The organism is Paraburkholderia sp., from assembly GCF_049581445.1.
Classification (GTDB): Bacteria; Pseudomonadota; Gammaproteobacteria; order Burkholderiales; family Burkholderiaceae; genus Paraburkholderia.
On record NZ_JBAURZ010000241.1, the window covers coordinates 1 to 18,257 of the forward strand.

Here is an 18,257-nt window from a genome sequence, read left to right on the forward strand (position 1 = left end):
TCTGGTCATACGCCTTCGCTTCGCCGCCAAACTTCGCGGTCAGAACCGTCGTGATCGCTGCCGTCAGCGTGGTCTTGCCGTGGTCAACGTGACCGATCGTGCCGACGTTCACGTGCGGCTTGGTCCGTTCGAATTTACCTTTAGCCATGTTTCTCTTCTTTCAAAAAGTTAATCGTTGAATGACTTTGCCGCGCGATTACTTCGACTTGGCGTTGATGATCGCTTCCGACACGTTACGCGGTGCTTCGGAGTAGTGCTTGAACTCCATCGTGTACGTTGCACGACCTTGACTGAGCGAACGCAGCGACGTCGAATAGCCGAACATTTCCGACAGCGGAACTTCAGCGCGAACGATCTTGCCGCCGCCAATCATGTCTTCCATGCCCTGAACAATACCGCGACGGCCCGACAGGTCGCCCATCACGTTGCCCATGTAGTCTTCCGGCGTTTCGACTTCCACCGCCATCATCGGTTCGAGGATGACCGGTTGCGCCTTGCGCATTGCTTCCTTGAACGCCATCGAACCGGCCATGCGGAACGCATTTTCGTTCGAGTCAACGTCGTGGTACGAACCGAACGTCAGGTGAACCTTCACGTCAACGACCGGGAAGCCTGCCAGCACACCAGCCTTCAGCGTTTCCTGGATACCCTTGTCGACTGCCGGGATGTATTCACGCGGAATCACACCGCCCTTGATTTCGTCCAGGAACTCGTAGCCCTTACCTTGCTCGTTCGGCTCAAGCGTAATGACCGCGTGACCATACTGGCCGCGACCACCCGACTGCTTGACGAACTTGCCGTCGACGTCTTCCGCCTTGCCGCGAATCGTCTCGCGGTAAGCCACTTGCGGCTTGCCGACCGTTGCTTCGACGCCGAACTCACGCTTCATCCGGTCGACCAGAATTTCCAGGTGGAGCTCGCCCATACCCGAAATAATGGTTTGACCCGATTCTTCGTCCGTTTGAACGCGGAACGACGGATCTTCCTGGGCCAGACGGTTCAGCGCCAGACCCATCTTTTCCTGGTCGGGCTTCGTCTTCGGCTCAACAGCCTGCGAAATCACCGGCTCCGGGAAAATCATGCGTTCGAGCACGATCGGGCTTTGCGGATCGCACAGCGTGTCGCCGGTCGTTGCGTCCTTCAAGCCAACCGCTGCAGCGATGTCCCCTGCGCAGACTTCCTTGATTTCTTCGCGCTGGTTCGCATGCATCTGCAGAATTCGGCCCAGACGTTCCTTCTTGTCCTTGGTCGCGTTCAGCACGGTGTCGCCAGACTTCACGATGCCCGAATACACACGGAAGAAGATCAATTGGCCAACGAACGGGTCGGTCATGATCTTGAATGCCAGTGCCGAGAACTTTTCGTCGTCGGCGGCGCGGCGCTCACCCTTTTCACCGTTTTCCAGCTCGCCGGTAACCGGCGGGATGTCGATCGGCGACGGCAGGAAGTCGAGCACGGCGTCCAGCATCCGTTGCACGCCCTTGTTCTTGAACGCGGTACCGCACAGCATCGGCTGGATTTCGCAAGCGATCGTACGGTCGCGCAGCCCCTTGACGATTTCCGCTTCCGACAGTTCGCCTTCTTCGAGGTACTTGTTCATGAGCTCTTCGCTCGATTCAGCGGCAGCTTCGACCATCTTTTCGCGCCACTCGTTGCACGTGTCAACGAGTTCAGCCGGAATCTCTTCGTACGAGAACTTCGTGCCTTGGGACGCTTCATCCCAAATGATCGCCTTCATCTTCAGCAGATCGACGACGCCCGTGAAGTTTTCTTCTGCACCGATAGGCACCACGACCGGAACCGGGTTCGCCTTCAGACGCAGCTTCAGTTGGTCGTAGACCTTGAAGAAGTTCGCGCCGGTACGGTCCATCTTGTTGATGAACGCGAGACGGGGAACCTTGTACTTGTTAGCCTGGCGCCACACAGTTTCCGACTGCGGCTGCACGCCGCCCACTGCGCAGTACACCATGCATGCGCCGTCGAGCACGCGCATCGAGCGTTCAACTTCAATCGTGAAGTCAACGTGGCCCGGGGTGTCGATGATGTTGATGCGGTGCTCAGCGCGGTCGCCTGCCATGCCTTTCCAGAAGGCCGTGGTAGCAGCGGACGTAATGGTAATACCGCGTTCCTGCTCCTGCTCCATCCAGTCCATGGTGGCAGCGCCGTCGTGAACTTCACCAATCTTGTGATTCACGCCGGTGTAAAACAGGATGCGCTCGGTCGTCGTCGTTTTGCCGGCGTCGATGTGAGCGCTAATACCGATGTTGCGGTAGCGCTCGATAGGTGTCTTGCGAGCCACTTTGATCCTCTATGGGGATGACGCGATGCGAGAAATGCCCATCGCGCTGTAACACAAACGGGCGAGGCGCTTTATAAGCGCACCCGCCCGGAATTTCTTTCCGATTCCTCAGCTAACCCGGATCGGGAAGCTTAGAAACGGAAATGCGAGAACGCCTTGTTGGCTTCTGCCATCCGGTGAACTTCGTCGCGCTTCTTCATCGCGCCGCCACGGCCTTCGGCCGCTTCGGAGAGTTCACCTGCCAGACGCAGGGCCATCGACTTTTCGCTGCGCTTCTTCGCGGCTTCACGCAACCAACGCATCGCCAATGCCATACGACGCGACGGACGCACTTCGACCGGAACCTGATAGTTCGCACCACCAACGCGGCGGCTCTTCACTTCGACCACCGGCTTGACGTTGTTGAGCGCCACCGTGAACACTTCCAGCGGGTCCTTGCCACCCTTGGTCTGGATCTGTTCAAAAGCGCCGTACACGATACGCTCGGCAACCGACTTCTTGCCAGAGAGCATCAGCACGTTCATGAACTTGGCTACATCTACGTTACCGAACTTCGGATCCGGCAACACTTCCCGCTTGGGGACTTCGCGACGACGCGGCATGTTTCTTCCTTTACTTTTTCAGTTGGAGCTGTGCGTTTGTATGCATTCAGCCCCGCGGCCACCAACTAACCCGATTCATCTATTACGACTTACCAGCCCGGTCGGGTGACCACTTACTCGACAGCACCGGCGAATCCGGCACCACCGCTATTACCGCCTTTACGGGCGACCTGAAACTACACTGACCGACTAATTACTTGCCAGCCTTGGCACGCTTCGCGCCGTACTTCGAGCGAGCTTGCTTACGATCCTTGACGCCCTGGGTGTCCAGCGAGCCGCGAACCATGTGGTAACGCACACCCGGCAAGTCTTTCACACGACCGCCGCGAATCAGCACGACCGAGTGTTCCTGCAGGTTGTGGCCTTCACCACCGATGTACGAAATGACTTCGAAGCCGTTCGTCAGGCGCACCTTGGCGACCTTACGAAGTGCCGAATTCGGCTTCTTAGGCGTCGTGGTGTACACACGGGTGCACACGCCGCGACGCTGGGGGCAGTCCTGCAAAGCCGGGCTCTTGCTCTTCACTGTTTCCGAAGCGCGGCCTTTGCGAACCAGTTGATTGATGGTTGGCATTGTTTATTCCTGAAATTGAACAAAATCGACGCATATCTTTCTGGGCAAAGCAGAAGCGATTGCGCATCGAACTTCCGGAGCGGTTTGTCCGCGCGCGAGTTAACCCCGCTCGGCGACATTCCAAGAACCGGAACCTAGCATAATATTCCGAAAAGGCTAAGCGAGTCAACAGCTTGCAAGGATTCGATGCTCATCGACCCGTCAATCGCCTAATCGGCACTAACAACTTCCAGTAGTGCCCAGCCGAAGCGGTCAAGCTTGCGCGCCCCCATGCCCGGAATGTGGCGCAAGTCTTCGATCGAGCCAGGCCCGTTGCGGGCAATTTCCGCCAAGGTAGCGTCGTGAAAAATCACATAAGCTGGCACGCCGTCGGTCTTCGCTGTCTCGGTTCGCCATGCGCGCAGCCGATCCCAACGGGCTCGCTCTCGCGGCCCCATGCCGAGGGTTGGGTCCGCCCGTTCGCTGGTGCGCCCCGAAGATTGGCGCGAGCGCGTCGGTTTCACGTAACGCCGCATCGTCACGTTTTGCGCACCTTTGAGCACCGCCTTGCTCGCTTCGGTAAGCACCAGGGAGCCAAAGCCTTCGTGATCGACGCTCAAATAACCAAATGCAACGAGTTGTCTGAATATGGCACGCCATTCGGGCTCCCCTAGCGCCGCACCGATCCCAAACGTTGTAAGCTTTTCGTGGCCGCGTTGAAGGATCTTCTCGCTGCGATTGCCCCGCAAGATGTCAATCAGATGCCCGGCCCCGAAGTGAAACCCGCTCGCTCGCTGCGCGCGGAACACGCACGAGAGCGCCATTTGAGCCTCGCGCGTAGCCTCCCAGGTGTCGGGAGGTTCGAGACACGTATCGCAGTTACCACACGGCTGGCTGGCTTCGCCGAAGTAGTTGAGCAGTCGTACGCGCCGGCAGGTGGCGGCCTCGCACAGGCCCAGTAGCGCGTCGAGCTTGCCGGTTTGAACACGCTTATGCGCGTCGTCGGCGTCCGACTCTTCGATCATCTTGCGTTGTTGCACCACGTCGCCGAGGCCGTAAGCCATCCATGCGTTCGCCGGCATACCGTCACGCCCAGCGCGCCCCGTTTCCTGGTAATAGCCCTCCACGCTTTTCGGCAAATCGAGGTGAGCCACAAAGCGCACGTCCGGCTTGTCGATCCCCATGCCGAACGCAATGGTTGCGCACATGACAACCCCTTCCTCGCGCTGAAACATCTCCTGGTGCTTCTGGCGGATCTCAAACTCCATCCCGGCGTGATAAGGCAGCGCCCGCATCCCCTTCTCTTTGAGCCACTCCGCGGTTTCCTCAACCTTACGGCGCGACAGGCAATAGACCACGCCAGCATCGGTCGTGCCGTCTGGTCGAGTGTGTTCAGCGCGAATGAAATCGAGCAACTGGGTGCGCGCGTTGTCCTTTTCTACGATGCGATACCGGATGTTCGGGCGATCGAAACTGGAAACGAATACGCGCGCGTCATCCAGCGCCAACCGGTGGATGATTTCGTCACGCGTGATGGCATCAGCGGTGGCAGTGAGCGCAATGCGCGGCACGTTCGGGAAACGCTCGTGCAGCACCGATAACTGGATATATTCCGGCCGGAAGTCGTGCCCCCATTGCGACACACAGTGCGCTTCGTCGATCGCGAAAAGGCCGATACGCGTGCGCTCAAGCAACTCCTGGAAGCGGGTTGTCATCAACCGTTCCGGCGCCACGTACAGCAGATCGATCTCGCCCTCGCGTAACGCACGCTCAGTCGCCGCGGCTTCCGCACCAGACAAGGTTGAATTCAGATAAGCCGCACGAACACCTACCTCCTTGAGCGCCGCGACCTGATCCTGCATCAGCGCAATAAGCGGCGACACGACAATCCCGGCGCCAAGCCCCGACTCACGGCGGACTAGCGACGGAATCTGATAGCACAGCGATTTGCCACCGCCCGTCGGCATCAGGACAAGGCAATCTCCACCACCAGAGACGTGCTCGACAATTTCGCCCTGTTGCCCTCTGAACGCGGGGTAACCGAAAACTTCGTTGAGGATTTCGAGCGGACGGGACATGAATTGGAGAGAAGCAGCGTGATGCCGGTGACACGAATTTTACCAACGCATTCGTGCTGCGCCCGCGCTTTGATGCAACGTTAGCCATTTGGCCGATGAAGCCTCGGCAAAGCGCATCAATGACGCGACGCATAAAAAAAGCCGCTCAGTCGAAACTGAGCGGCTTCGCTGGCTGGTCAGCCCAAGCGGCTTGCGCCGCCGGGACTTACTCGCCTGAGTGCTGCTGTTCGGCGGCCGGTGTTTCCGGCGTACCGAATTCGAACGACTCTTCCGCTGCGATCTGATCGAAACGCTCGCGGTCGGACAGTTCCTTGCTCTTGCGTGCCTTGTGGAACGCGAGACCCGTACCGGCCGGAATCAGACGGCCGACGATCACGTTTTCCTTCAGACCACGCAGGTCGTCGCGCTTGCCCATGATCGCCGCTTCGGTCAGCACGCGGGTCGTTTCCTGGAACGACGCTGCAGAGATGAACGAATCGGTCGACAACGAAGCCTTCGTGATACCGAGCAGGACGTTTTCGTACGTTGCCGGACGCTTGTCTTCCGCGATCATACGGTCGTTCTCGTCGAGCATATCCGACCGCTCGACCTGTTCGCCCGGGATGAAACGCGTATCGCCGTTGTCCGTAATCTGCACGCGACGCAGCATCTGACGAACAATCACTTCAATGTGCTTGTCGTTGATCTTCACGCCCTGCAGACGGTACACGTCCTGCACTTCGTCCACGATGTAACGCGACAGCGCTTCGATACCTTGCAGACGCAAGATGTCGTGCGGATCCGCAGGACCGTCGACAATCATTTCGCCCTTGTTGACGACCTGACCATCGTGCACCAGAACCTGCTTTTCCTTCGCGATCAGGAACTCGTGCTGATTGCCTTCGAGGTCCGTGATAACGAGACGCTGCTTGCCCTTCGTGTCCTTACCGAACGACGTCGTGCCCGTGACTTCCGCGAGAATGCCGGCGTCCTTCGGCGAGCGTGCTTCGAACAGTTCGGCCACACGCGGCAGACCACCGGTAATGTCACGCGTCTTCTGCGATTCAACCGGGATACGTGCCAGCACTTCACCGACCTGCACCTGCTGACCATCCTTCACGGTGATCAGTGCGCCAACCTGGAAGCCGATCTGCACCGAGTGCTCGGTGTTCGGGATCTTCACTTCGTCGCCGTTCACATCGAGCAGCTTGACCTGCGGACGCACCGTCTTCGCCGCTTGCGAGCCACGACGCTTCACGTCGATCACGACCAGCGTGGACAGACCCGTCACATCGTCAATCTGCTTCGCAACCGTCACGCCTTCTTCGACGTTTTCGAACTTCACCGTACCGCCCCACTCGGTGATGATCGGACGCGTCAGCGGATCCCACGTCGCCAGTTGCGTGCCAGCCTTGATCTGCGCCCCGTCCAGTTGCAACAGCGTCGCGCCGTACGGCACCTTGTGACGTTCGCGCTCGCGACCGTGGTCGTCCGTAATCATCGCTTCACCCGAACGCGAGATGACGATCTGCTCGCCCTTCGCGTTGGTGACGTAACGCATCGTTGCTGTGAAACGCACCGTACCGTTCGACTTCGCTTCAACCGACGAAGCTATTGCCGCACGTGACGCCGCGCCACCGATGTGGAACGTACGCATCGTAAGCTGCGTGCCCGGTTCACCGATCGACTGAGCAGCGATCACGCCGACTGCTTCACCGACGTTGACCGACGAGCCACGACCCAGGTCGCGGCCGTAGCAGGCTGCGCACAGACCGTAACGCGTTTCGCAAGTCAGCGGCGTACGTACGCGCACTTCGTCGATGCCGAGGCGTTCGATTTCTTCGACCGCATCTTCGTCGAGCAGGGTGCCCGTTTCGTACAGCGTCTCTTGCGATTCCGGATTGACGACGTCTGCCACCGCGACACGACCGAGGATACGGTCACGCAGTGCTTCGACGACTTCACCGCCTTCGACCAACGCCTTCATGGCGACGCCGTTGGACGTACCGCAATCGTCCTCGACCACCACCAGATCCTGCGTCACGTCGACCAGACGACGCGTCAGGTAACCCGAGTTTGCCGTTTTCAGTGCCGTATCAGCCAGACCCTTACGTGCACCGTGGGTCGAGATGAAGTACTGCAACACGTTCAGGCCTTCGCGGAAGTTCGCCGTAATCGGCGTCTCGATGATCGAGCCGTCCGGCTTCGCCATCAGGCCACGCATACCGGCCAGCTGACGAATCTGAACAGCGGAACCACGAGCACCCGAGTCCGCCATCATGTAGATGGAGTTGAACGACTCTTGACGCGTCTGGTTGCCGTCGCGATCGACCACCGGCTCCGTCGAGAGCTGCTCCATCATCGCCTTGCCGACCGCTTCCGACGTCGCCGACCAGATGTCGACCACGTTGTTGTAGCGCTCTTGCGATGTGACCAGACCCGACATGTACTGACGGTCGTATTCCTTCACCTTCTTCGCGGCGTCGCCGACGATGGTTTCCTTCTGCGGCGGCACGAGCATGTCGTCGACGCAGATCGAGATGCCAGCGCGCGTTGCCAGACGGAAACCCGACTGCATCAACTGATCGGCGAAAATCACCGTTTCACGCAGACCGCACTTGCGGAACGCGGTGTTGATCAGACGCGAAATTTCTTTCTTCTTCAGCGGCTTGTTCAGCACCGAGAACGGCAGGCCCGGCGGCAGAATTTCCGACAGAATCGAACGGCCGACGGTCGTTGCATACAGCGTGATCTTCGGCACGAACGCCGGAGCGCCTTCCGACTTGTCTTCGTTGTGGACCATTTCAGTGATCCGCACGTTGACGCGCGAGGCGAGCTCGACTTCCTTGTTCTCGTATGCACGCAGCGCTTCCGAAACGCCGGTGAACGTCAGGCCTTCGCCCTTGGCGTTCACAGCTTCGCGGGTCGCGTAGTACAGACCGAGCACGATATCCTGCGACGGCACGATCGACGGATCGCCGTTGGCCGGGAACAGGACGTTGTTCGACGCCAGCATCAGCGTGCGCGCTTCCATCTGCGCTTCCAGCGACAGCGGCACGTGAACAGCCATCTGGTCACCGTCGAAGTCGGCGTTGAACGCCGCGCAAACGAGCGGGTGCAGTTGGATTGCCTTACCTTCGATCAGCACCGGCTCGAAAGCCTGAATGCCAAGACGGTGCAGCGTCGGCGCACGGTTCAGCATGACCGGATGTTCGCGGATCACCTCTTCGAGGATGTCCCACACCACCGGCGTCTGGTTCTCGACTTCCTTCTTCGCAGCCTTGATGGTGGTAGCAACACCCATCACTTCGAGCTTGTTGAAGATGAACGGCTTGAAAAGTTCGAGCGCCATCAGCTTCGGCAAACCGCACTGATGCAGCTTCAGCGTCGGGCCAACCACGATCACCGAACGGCCCGAGTAGTCAACACGCTTACCGAGCAAGTTCTGACGGAAACGACCGCCCTTACCCTTGATCATGTCAGCGAGCGACTTCAGCGGACGCTTGTTCGCGCCGGTCATAGCCTTACCGCGACGACCGTTGTCAAGCAGCGAATCGACGGCTTCCTGCAGCATCCGCTTTTCGTTGCGGACGATGATTTCAGGCGCCTTCAGTTCGAGCAGACGCTTCAACCGGTTGTTACGGTTGATCACGCGGCGATACAGGTCGTTCAGGTCCGACGTCGCGAAGCGGCCGCCATCCAGCGGCACCAGCGGACGCAGTTCCGGCGGCAGCACCGGCAGCACTTCGAGCACCATCCAGTCAGGCTTGATGCCCGAACGCTGGAAAGCCTCGAGCACCTTCAGGCGCTTCGCGTACTTCTTGATCTTCGCTTCCGAACCCGTGTTCTTGAGTTCGGTACGGAGCATCTCGACCTGTTCGTCGATGTTGATCGCGCGCAGCAGCTCGCGAACGCCTTCCGCGCCCATCTCGGCACGGAATTCGTCACCGTACTCTTCGACCTTGTTGTAGTAATCCTCTTCCGTCATGATCTGACGCGCTTTCAGCGGCGTCATACCCGGATCGATCACCACATATGCTTCGAAGTACAGCACGCGTTCGATGTCGCGCAGCGTCATGTCGAGCACCATGCCCAGCCGCGACGGCAGCGACTTCAGGAACCAGATGTGAGCGACCGGGGAGGCCAGCTCAATGTGGCCCATCCGTTCGCGACGCACCTTCGCCAGCGTCACTTCGACGCCGCACTTCTCGCAGATCACGCCACGGTGCTTCAGGCGCTTGTACTTGCCGCAAAGGCATTCGTAGTCTTTGATCGGCCCGAAGATCTTCGCGCAGAACAGACCATCGCGTTCCGGCTTGAACGTCCGGTAGTTGATGGTTTCCGGCTTCTTCACTTCGCCGAACGACCACGAACGGATCTTGTCTGGCGACGCCAGACCGATCTTGATCGCGTCAAAAACTTCGGGTTGTTGGACTTGCTTGAATAGATCGAGCAGAGCTTTCATTGCCTTCTCTCCGTAGTCCGATTAGTTGCGGTCGAGGTCGATGTCGATACCGAGCGAGCGGATTTCCTTCACCAACACGTTGAAGGATTCCGGCATGCCTGCATCGATCACGTGATCGCCCTTGACCAGGTTCTCGTAAACCTTGGTCCGGCCGGTCACGTCGTCCGACTTCACCGTCAGCATTTCCTGCAGCACGTACGATGCGCCATACGCTTCGAGCGCCCACACTTCCATTTCACCGAAACGCTGGCCACCGAACTGCGCCTTACCGCCCAACGGCTGCTGCGTAACGAGCGAGTACGGGCCCGTGGAGCGCGCGTGCATCTTGTCGTCGACCAAGTGGTGCAGTTTCAGGTAGTGCATGTAGCCGACCGTGACCGTACGCTCGAACATCTCGCCCGTGCGACCGTCGTACAGGCGAACCTGATTCTTCGACGGCGTCATGCCGAGGTTCTTCGCGATGTCGTCCGGGAAGGCCAGATCCAGCGCGCGCGACATTTCTTCTTCCGTCGCACCGTCGAACACCGGCGTAGCAAACGGAACGCCTTCGCGCAGGTTCTTCGCCAATTCGACGATCTCGTCGTCCGTGAAGCTGTCCAGCTCTTCAGCGCGGCCCGACTCGTTGTAGATCTTGGTCAGGAATTCGCGCAGTTCTGCAATCTTCGCCTGACGCTGGAGCATTTCGCCGATACGCCAGCCGAGACCCTTCGCGGCCCAACCCAGATGCACTTCGAGAACCTGACCCACGTTCATCCGTGACGGCACGCCGAGCGGATTCAGCACGACGTCAGCCGGACGGCCATCGGCCATGTACGGCATGTCTTCGATCGGAACGATCTTCGACACCACGCCCTTGTTACCGTGACGGCCGGCCATCTTGTCGCCAGGCTGCAGGCGACGCTTCACAGCCAGATACACCTTGACCATCTTCAGCACGCCCGGCGGCAGTTCGTCGCCTTGGGTGAGCTTCTTGCGCTTTTCTTCGAACGCCAGATCGAACTGGTGACGCTTCTGTTCGATCGAGTCCTTGATAGCTTCGAGCTGTGCCGCTGCTTCTTCGTCCGCGAGGCGGATGTCGAACCAGTGGTAGTGATCCAGATCTTGCAGGTAAGCCTGGTCGATCTTCGTACCCTTGGCGAGCTTCTTCGGACCGCCGTTCGCGACCTTGCCGTCCAGCATACGTGCGAGACGTTGGAAGGCGTCGCCTTCCACGATACGCAACTGGTCGTTCAGGTCGAGGCGATAACGCTTCAGTTCATCGTCGATGATCTGCTGAGCGCGCTTGTCGCGCTGGATGCCTTCACGCGTGAACACTTGCACGTCGATGACCGTGCCGCTCATGCCCGAGGGCACGCGCAGCGACGTATCCTTCACGTCCGAAGCCTTCTCACCGAAGATCGCGCGCAGCAGCTTTTCTTCCGGCGTCAGTTGGGTTTCGCCCTTCGGCGTGACCTTACCGACCAGCACGTCGCCCGCTTCAACTTCAGCGCCGATGTAGACAATGCCCGACTCATCGAGACGGCCGAGTTGCACTTCAGCCAGGTTCGAGATGTCGCGCGTGATTTCTTCTGGTCCGAGCTTCGTATCGCGAGCTACGACGTTCAGTTCTTCGATGTGAATCGACGTGTAACGGTCGTCCGCCACCACCTTCTCCGAGATCAAAATCGAGTCTTCGAAGTTGTAGCCGTTCCACGGCATGAACGCGACCAGCATGTTCTGGCCAAGCGCCAGTTCGCCGAGGTCGGTCGATGCGCCATCAGCCAGCACGTCGCCGCGCGACACGATGTCGCCGACCTTCACGATCGGGCGCTGGTTGATGTTCGTGTTCTGGTTCGAACGCGTGTACTTGATCAGGTTGTAGATGTCCACGCCGACGTCGCCAGCAGCGGCTTCATCATCGTTCACACGAATCACCATACGGCCTGCGTCAACGTAGTCCACCACGCCACCGCGGAATGCCTGAACCGTCGTACCCGAGTCGACTGCCACCGTGCGTTCGATACCCGTACCGACCACGGCCTTTTCAGGACGCAGACACGGCACAGCCTGACGCTGCATGTTCGAACCCATCAATGCGCGGTTCGCGTCATCGTGCTCGAGGAACGGAATCAGCGATGCTGCCACCGACACGATCTGCGACGGCGCCACGTCCATGTACTGGATGCGGTCCGGCGTGACCATCAGCGTTTCGCCAGCTTCACGCGACGACACCAGTTCGTCGGTCAACGAGCCATCAGCAGCCACTGCCGCGTTCGCCTGAGCGATCACGTAACGGCCTTCTTCAATCGCCGACAGATAGTCGATCTGATCCGTGACCTTGCTGTCCACGACCTTGCGATACGGCGTTTCGAGGAAGCCGTATTCGTTCAGGTGGGCATACAAAGCCAGCGAGTTGATCAGGCCGATGTTCGGACCTTCCGGCGTTTCAATCGGGCACACACGGCCGTAGTGGGTCGGGTGCACGTCGCGGACTTCAAAGCCAGCGCGCTCACGCGTCAAACCGCCCGGGCCAAGTGCCGAAACACGGCGCTTGTGGGTGATTTCCGACAGCGGGTTGGTCTGGTCCATAAACTGCGACAGCTGCGACGAACCGAAGAACTCGCGAATCGCCGACGAAATCGGCTTCGAGTTGATCAGGTCGTGCGGCATCAGGTTTTCGCTTTCAGCCTGACCCAGACGTTCCTTCACCGCACGTTCGACACGCACGAGACCCGCGCGGAACTGGTTCTCTGCCAGTTCGCCGACGCAACGCACACGACGATTGCCCAAGTGGTCGATGTCATCCACTTCGCCCTTGCCGTTACGCAGTTCGACCAGGATCTTGATCGTCGCGAGGATGTCGTCGTCTTGCAGCGTCATCGGTCCGATGATCTCGTCGCGACCCACACGACGATTGAACTTCATACGACCCACCTTCGAGAGGTCGTAAGCGTCTTCGCTGTAGAACAGACGGTTGAACAGCGCCTCGACTGCTTCTTCTGTCGGCGGTTCGCCCGGACGCATCATGCGGTAGATGGCGATACGTGCGGCCATCTTGTCCGCCGTTTCGTCGATACGCAGCGTCGACGAGATGTACGGACCTTGATCCAGATCGTTCGTGTAGAGCGTCTGGATGTCCTTGATCTTCGCTTCGCGCAGCTTTTCGAGGACGGTTTCAGTGATTTCGTCATTCGCGTTAGCAATGACTTCACCGGTGTCGCCGTCGACGACGTTCTTCGCGAGCACGCGACCGAGCAAATAGTCTTCAGGGACCGAAATGAACTTCGTCTTCGCGTTTTCGAGGTCGCGAATGTGCTTTGCGTTGATCCGCTTGTCCTTCTGGACGATCACGTTGCCGTCACGGTCCGAAATGTCGAAGCGTGCGACTTCACCACGCAGACGCTCCGGGACGAATTCCATCTGAGCGCCTTCCGGCATCAGCGTGAAATTGTCGAACACGAAGAAGTTTGCGAGGATCTGTTCCGGCGTCAGGCCGATAGCCTTCAGCAGGATCGTGACCGGCATCTTGCGGCGACGGTCAACGCGGAAATACAGCACGTCCTTCGGATCGAATTCGAAGTCGAGCCACGAACCACGGTAAGGAATGATACGTGCCGAGAACAGCAGCTTGCCCGAGCTATGCGTCTTGCCCTTGTCGTGTTCGAAGAACACACCAGGCGAGCGGTGCAACTGCGAAACGATCACGCGTTCCGTACCGTTAATGACGAACGAACCCGTCGGCGTCATGAGCGGAATTTCGCCCATGTACACTTCCTGTTCCTTCACTTCCTTAACGACCGGCTTGCTCGGCGATTCTTTGTCGAGCAGCACCAGACGCACTTTCGCGCGAAGTGCCGAGCAGTACGTCAAACCGCGCTGCTGACATTCCTTGATGTTGAACGCCGGCGGCGACAGCATGTAGCTGACGAATTCCAGACGCGCGAAACCGTTATGGGAAACGATGGGGAAAACGGACGTAAACGCCGCTTGCAGGCCTTCCGGCTTGCGTTGCGTCGAAGACGTATCGGCTTGCAGAAACGTGCTGAATGATTCAAGCTGGGTAGCCAGCAGGAAAGGTACTTGGTGAACGATGGGGCGTTTCGCGAAACTCTTGCGAATACGCTTCTTCTCGGTGAAGGAATATTGCATACGATCTCCGAATCACGGCGGGCATTGTTGTCGAGGCAGGATACCTTGATGAGACAACCCGAGTGTTCACCGACTGAGACCCGATGGCCGTCCGATGGCTTGAACGAGCCTAGAAGCTTGGTGGTTGGCCGCTACCAACCGCTGGCTGACGGCAGCGGATGCCTGTGTTGCCCGCTACCCGACCAAACTTGCCTTCTGCAGTCGCTTCAGAAGACAAAGAGAAACGCCGGTCAATGTTGCCGAAAGGCGGTTTTCTTTGGCTTCTAGGGCTACGTTCTTGCCGGAACAACCCTGCAATAACGTAGCGCCCACAAAGCACAAAAAGGCCGGCGGTGGAAAACCGCCAGCCTTCGCACAGCGCGCCGAAAGTTACTTGATTTCAGCTTTCGCGCCGGCTTCTTCCAGCTTTTTCTTGGCTTCTTCAGCAGCAGCCTTCGGTACCGCTTCCTTAACAGGCTTCGGTGCACCGTCAACCAGGTCCTTCGCTTCTTTCAGGCCGAGACCCGTCAGTTCACGAACAGCCTTAATGACCGAAACCTTGTTCGCGCCGATTTCCGTCAGGTTGACGGTGAATTCCGTTTGCTCTTCAGCAACAGCCGCAGCTGCGCCTGCCGGGCCTGCCACTGCAACAGCAGCTGCCGACACGCCAAACTTTTCTTCGAACGCCTTAACCAGCTCGTTCAGTTCCAGAACGGACATCGAGCTTACTGCCTCGAGGATGTCTTCTTTTGCGATTGCCATTTGAAATACTCCTAAATTGAATTCGGATACAGCCAGCGATCAATCACGCTCGACCGAAGTGCGTTACGCAGCGGTTTCTTCGCCTTGTTTCTTTTCTGCCAGCGCGGCCAGAGCGCGCGCAAAGCCAGAAACAGGTGCTTGCATAACGTACAACAGCTTGGAGAGCAGTTCTTCGCGGCTCGGGATGTTTGCCAGCGCTTGCACGCCAGCCTTGTCCATCACCTTGCCTTCGTAGGAACCAGCCTTGATGATCAACTTGTCATTGGTTTTGCCGAAGTCGTTGACGACCTTAGCAGCTGCAATTGCATCTTCCGAGATGCCGTAGATCAGGGGACCAGTCATCTGCTCTGCCAGCGAAGCAAACGGGGTACCTTCGACAGCGCGACGCGCCAGTGTGTTTTTCAACACGCGAAGGTAAACCTGTTGCTCACGCGCTTTCGCGCGCAGCTTGGTCAGATCGCCAACCGCGATTCCACGATACTCAGCAAGAACGACGGTCTGGGCTTTCGCGACTTGCGCGGCAACCTCAGCGACGACGGCCTGCTTGCTTTCTTTATTGAGTGGCACGGTTAACCTCCAGATTCGATACACGCGGCGTGCGCCTTGTGCATCGCGTTCAACAACGGCGTCCGACCAGTCAGGAGTATTTCGGCCGCTCGTTGGCCGCATCGCTACGGACAACCAACGGTTTCAGCACTTCAAAACCTTTTCGGGTTCGCCATCTGCGTTGGCTTTACATTAAGGGTTAGCCTGCCTGCTGCTTTCCCACCAACGGTCTTTGACAACCGGTCGCTCGGTGCACACTGCCACCTCACGACCGCCCAAAGCCCTTAGAACCGCCTCGACTCACATCAAGGCGATGAATTTTCTTACTGTGCTGCGAGCGATGCCTGGTCGACGCGAACGCCAACACCCATCGTGCTCGACAACGCGACCTTACGCAGGTAAACACCCTTGCTCGTTGCCGGCTTCGCCTTTTGCAGCGCTTCGACGAGAGCGGTCAAGTTGCTGCGCAGAGCCGTCGGTTCGAACGAAGCACGGCCGATCGTGGCGTGGATGATACCCGCTTTGTCGACACGGAATTGAACCTGACCGGCCTTGGCGTTCTTCACAGCCGTTGCGACGTCAGCCGTCACGGTGCCGACCTTCGGGTTCGGCATCAGGCCGCGCGGGCCGAGGATCTGGCCCAGCGTCCCGACAACACGCATCGTGTCCGGGGACGCGATCACGATGTCGAAGTTCAGGTTACCGGCTTTGACTTGCTCAGCAAGGTCTTCCATACCGACGATCTCTGCGCCGGCTGCACGGGCTTGCTCAGCCTTTTCGCCTTGGGCGAACACAGCCACACGAACCGACCTACCGGTACCTGCCGGGAGCACGACGGAGCCACGAACCACTTGGTCCGACTTCTTCGCGTCGATGCCGAGTTGCACAGCAACGTCGATCGACTCGTCGAACTTCGCGCTAGCGCACTCTTTGACGAGCGACAGCGCTTCGTCGATAGCGTACAGCTTTTGGCTATCAACCTTTTTTGCAAATGCTTGCAGACGCTTCGAAAGCTTAGCCATTTACACGCCCTCCACGGTGATGCCCATCGAACGGGCGCTACCAGCGATCGTACGGACCGCTGCATCCAGGTCAGCTGCCGTCAGATCGGGCATCTTGGCCTTGGCGATGTCTTCAGCTTGGGCGCGCGTGATCTTGCCGACCTTGTCGGTGTGCGGCTTTGCCGAACCCTTGTCGACCTTCGCTGCCTTCTTGATCAGAACCGTAGCCGGCGGCGTCTTCAGGACAAACGTGAAGCTCTTGTCCGCGAACGCGGTGATCACAACCGGAATCGGAAGACCCGGTTCCATTGCTTGAGTCTGCGCGTTAAACGCCTTGCAGAACTCCATGATGTTCAGACCGCGTTGGCCCAGGGCCGGACCGACCGGGGGCGACGGGTTGGCTTTACCTGCAGGAATCTGCAGCTTGATAAAGCCGATGATTTTCTTTGCCATTTTGAAAACCTCGTTGGAACACCGCTCAGGTACAAGCGAGTGTTCAGTGAGTAGTAGCGCGCGTTCGCCTAAAGCTGACTACTGACGCTCCTCAACGGCCATCACGCGGGCCGTAAGCGCGAAATACGGCGCGCACCACTTGGCGCGCGCCGCAAAATCTGGATTACAACTTTTCGACTTGACCGAATTCCAGCTCAACCGGCGTCGCCCGGCCGAAAATCGTGACAGATACACGGACGCGCGATTTTTCGTAGTTCACTTCCTCGACGCTACCGTTGAAGTCCGTGAACGGGCCGTCCTTGACCCGAACCATCTCGCCAACTTCGAACAGGGTCTTCGGGCGCGGCTTCTCAACGCCTTCCTGCATCTGCGACATGATCTTCTCGACTTCTCGCGGCGAAATCGGGCTCGGACGATTGCGCGCGCCGCCCACGAAACCGGTCACCTTTGCCGTGTTCTTCACGAGGTGCCACGTTTCATCGGTCATTTCCATTTCCACCAGCACGTAGCCGGGAAAGAAGCGCCGCTCCGTCACTGACTTGTGACCGCCTTTGACCTCTACAACCTCTTCAGTTGGGACCAGAATCTGGCCAAACTGGTCTTGCATGCCAGCACGCTCGATGCGCTCCTGAAGCGCACGTTGCACGCTCTTCTCCATGCCGGAGTAGGCGTGCACGACGTACCAACGTTTTCCACTCGGGGATGCCGGAGTATCACTCATATCATTTCCAACCCAGAATCGCCGAGAAAATCGCCCATTCTATGGACTTATCGCAAATCCAGAGAAACACCGCCATGATGAATACAAACGCGAACACCACGAGAGTTGTTTGCGTCGCCTCTTTGCGAGTCGGCCACACAACCTTGCGGACTTCTTTGTAAGAGTCCTTGGCGAATGCGATGAAACCCTTACCGGGCGCGGAGAGAAGTCCGACTGCAACACCCGCGATAACGCCAACAGCCAAGGCAGCTCCGCGGACGTACCATTCCTGACTACCTAGCCAGAAGAACCCCACGAACCCGGCCAAGACCAACAATACACCCGCTGCGACCATCAGCTTGTCGCCGGAAGTATTTACAGTTTCGACGGAAGGATTCGCCATAACACCTTAACGAGCGCCATATACGGCGCGAGAGTTGGCAGGGGCAGAGGGAATCGAACCCCCAACCTTCGGTTTTGGAGACCGACGCTCTGCCAGTTGAGCTATACCCCTAAACCATTTTGGGGTTGACGACACCGCCAACCCCGAAACTTCAATTCAACGAGTACTGGCTGGCTTACTCGAGAATCTTGGCAACGACACCTGCGCCGACGGTACGGCCACCTTCGCGGATGGCGAAGCGCAGACCTTCTTCCATGGCGATCGGGTTGATCAGCTTCACCGTGATCGACACGTTGTCGCCCGGCATGA

At 58.5% G+C, this 18,257-nt stretch carries 13 protein-coding genes, 1 tRNA gene and 1 pseudogene; all 15 read right to left on the reverse strand.

The window, feature by feature from the left end:
- The coding region (locus WCA85_RS20820) for a GTP-binding protein (RefSeq protein WP_238272018.1) at nt 1-148 on the reverse strand (148 nt) is incomplete at its 3' end.
- A 48-nt stretch (nt 149-196) separates the two neighbouring features.
- Nucleotides 197-2,299, reverse strand: a complete 2,103-nt coding sequence (gene fusA / locus WCA85_RS20825; RefSeq protein ID WP_424066771.1) for an elongation factor G — start codon at nt 2,297-2,299, stop codon at nt 197-199.
- A gap of 131 nt (nt 2,300-2,430) precedes the next feature.
- Nucleotides 2,431-2,901: a 30S ribosomal protein S7 gene (gene rpsG, locus WCA85_RS20830; RefSeq protein ID WP_006053291.1), complete on the reverse strand. Its 471-nt coding sequence runs from the start codon at nt 2,899-2,901 to the stop codon at nt 2,431-2,433.
- A 193-nt stretch (nt 2,902-3,094) separates the two neighbouring features.
- A complete protein-coding gene (gene rpsL / locus WCA85_RS20835; RefSeq protein ID WP_035935550.1) occupies nt 3,095-3,475 on the reverse strand; it encodes a 30S ribosomal protein S12 in 381 nt (126 codons plus the stop codon).
- 209 nt (nt 3,476-3,684) lie between these two features.
- Nucleotides 3,685-5,532 carry a DNA helicase RecQ gene (gene recQ / locus WCA85_RS20840; protein WP_424066772.1) on the reverse strand — a complete coding sequence of 616 codons (1,848 nt, stop codon included), beginning with the start codon at nt 5,530-5,532 and terminating at the stop codon, nt 3,685-3,687.
- A gap of 205 nt (nt 5,533-5,737) precedes the next feature.
- Nucleotides 5,738-9,976, reverse strand: a complete 4,239-nt coding sequence (gene rpoC, locus WCA85_RS20845; RefSeq protein ID WP_424066773.1) for a DNA-directed RNA polymerase subunit beta' — start codon at nt 9,974-9,976, stop codon at nt 5,738-5,740.
- A gap of 21 nt (nt 9,977-9,997) precedes the next feature.
- The gene (gene rpoB, locus WCA85_RS20850) at nt 9,998-14,104 is read right to left on the reverse strand and encodes a DNA-directed RNA polymerase subunit beta (RefSeq protein ID WP_424066774.1); all 4,107 of its coding nucleotides are present in this window, start codon (nt 14,102-14,104) and stop codon (nt 9,998-10,000) included.
- Between the two features lie 369 nt (nt 14,105-14,473).
- The gene (gene rplL, locus WCA85_RS20855) at nt 14,474-14,845 is read right to left on the reverse strand and encodes a 50S ribosomal protein L7/L12 (RefSeq protein WP_424066775.1); all 372 of its coding nucleotides are present in this window, start codon (nt 14,843-14,845) and stop codon (nt 14,474-14,476) included.
- A gap of 63 nt (nt 14,846-14,908) precedes the next feature.
- Nucleotides 14,909-15,412: a 50S ribosomal protein L10 gene (gene rplJ, locus WCA85_RS20860; protein ID WP_035554729.1), complete on the reverse strand. Its 504-nt coding sequence runs from the start codon at nt 15,410-15,412 to the stop codon at nt 14,909-14,911.
- Nucleotides 15,413-15,714: 302 nt separating this feature from the next.
- Complete coding sequence (rplA, locus tag WCA85_RS20865) at nt 15,715-16,413, reverse strand: 50S ribosomal protein L1 (protein ID WP_424066776.1); 699 nt, start codon at nt 16,411-16,413, stop codon at nt 15,715-15,717.
- Nucleotides 16,414-16,845, reverse strand: a complete 432-nt coding sequence (gene rplK, locus WCA85_RS20870) for a 50S ribosomal protein L11 (RefSeq protein WP_424066777.1) — start codon at nt 16,843-16,845, stop codon at nt 16,414-16,416.
- Between the two features lie 163 nt (nt 16,846-17,008).
- Nucleotides 17,009-17,566 (reverse strand): transcription termination/antitermination protein NusG, encoded by a 558-nt coding sequence (gene nusG, locus WCA85_RS20875; protein ID WP_007180147.1) that lies wholly within the window; start codon nt 17,564-17,566, stop codon nt 17,009-17,011.
- 1 nt (nt 17,567) lies between these two features.
- Nucleotides 17,568-17,948: a preprotein translocase subunit SecE gene (gene secE / locus WCA85_RS20880; protein ID WP_074262716.1), complete on the reverse strand. Its 381-nt coding sequence runs from the start codon at nt 17,946-17,948 to the stop codon at nt 17,568-17,570.
- A 35-nt stretch (nt 17,949-17,983) separates the two neighbouring features.
- A tRNA-Trp gene (locus WCA85_RS20885) sits at nt 17,984-18,059 on the reverse strand.
- A gap of 64 nt (nt 18,060-18,123) precedes the next feature.
- Nucleotides 18,124-18,257 (reverse strand): annotated as a pseudogene (tuf, locus tag WCA85_RS20890) (elongation factor Tu); the annotation flags it as partial.

What these genes read in the sequence shown, in the direction of transcription:
- rplA (WP_424066776.1), bottom strand. Translation starts at nt 16,413, where the DNA reads ATGGCTAAGCTTTCGAAGCGTCTGCAAGCATTTGCAAAAAAGGTTGAT.
- rplL (WP_424066775.1), bottom strand. Translation starts at nt 14,845, where the DNA reads ATGGCAATCGCAAAAGAAGACATCCTCGAGGCAGTAAGCTCGATGTCC.
- rpsL (WP_035935550.1), bottom strand. Translation starts at nt 3,475, where the DNA reads ATGCCAACCATCAATCAACTGGTTCGCAAAGGCCGCGCTTCGGAAACA.
- rpoB (WP_424066774.1), bottom strand. Translation starts at nt 14,104, where the DNA reads ATGCAATATTCCTTCACCGAGAAGAAGCGTATTCGCAAGAGTTTCGCG.
- nusG (WP_007180147.1), bottom strand. Translation starts at nt 17,566, where the DNA reads ATGAGTGATACTCCGGCATCCCCGAGTGGAAAACGTTGGTACGTCGTG.
- rplK (WP_424066777.1), bottom strand. Translation starts at nt 16,845, where the DNA reads ATGGCAAAGAAAATCATCGGCTTTATCAAGCTGCAGATTCCTGCAGGT.
- recQ (WP_424066772.1), bottom strand. Translation starts at nt 5,532, where the DNA reads ATGTCCCGTCCGCTCGAAATCCTCAACGAAGTTTTCGGTTACCCCGCG.
- rpsG (WP_006053291.1), bottom strand. Translation starts at nt 2,901, where the DNA reads ATGCCGCGTCGTCGCGAAGTCCCCAAGCGGGAAGTGTTGCCGGATCCG.
- rpoC (WP_424066773.1), bottom strand. Translation starts at nt 9,976, where the DNA reads ATGAAAGCTCTGCTCGATCTATTCAAGCAAGTCCAACAACCCGAAGTT.
- secE (WP_074262716.1), bottom strand. Translation starts at nt 17,948, where the DNA reads ATGGCGAATCCTTCCGTCGAAACTGTAAATACTTCCGGCGACAAGCTG.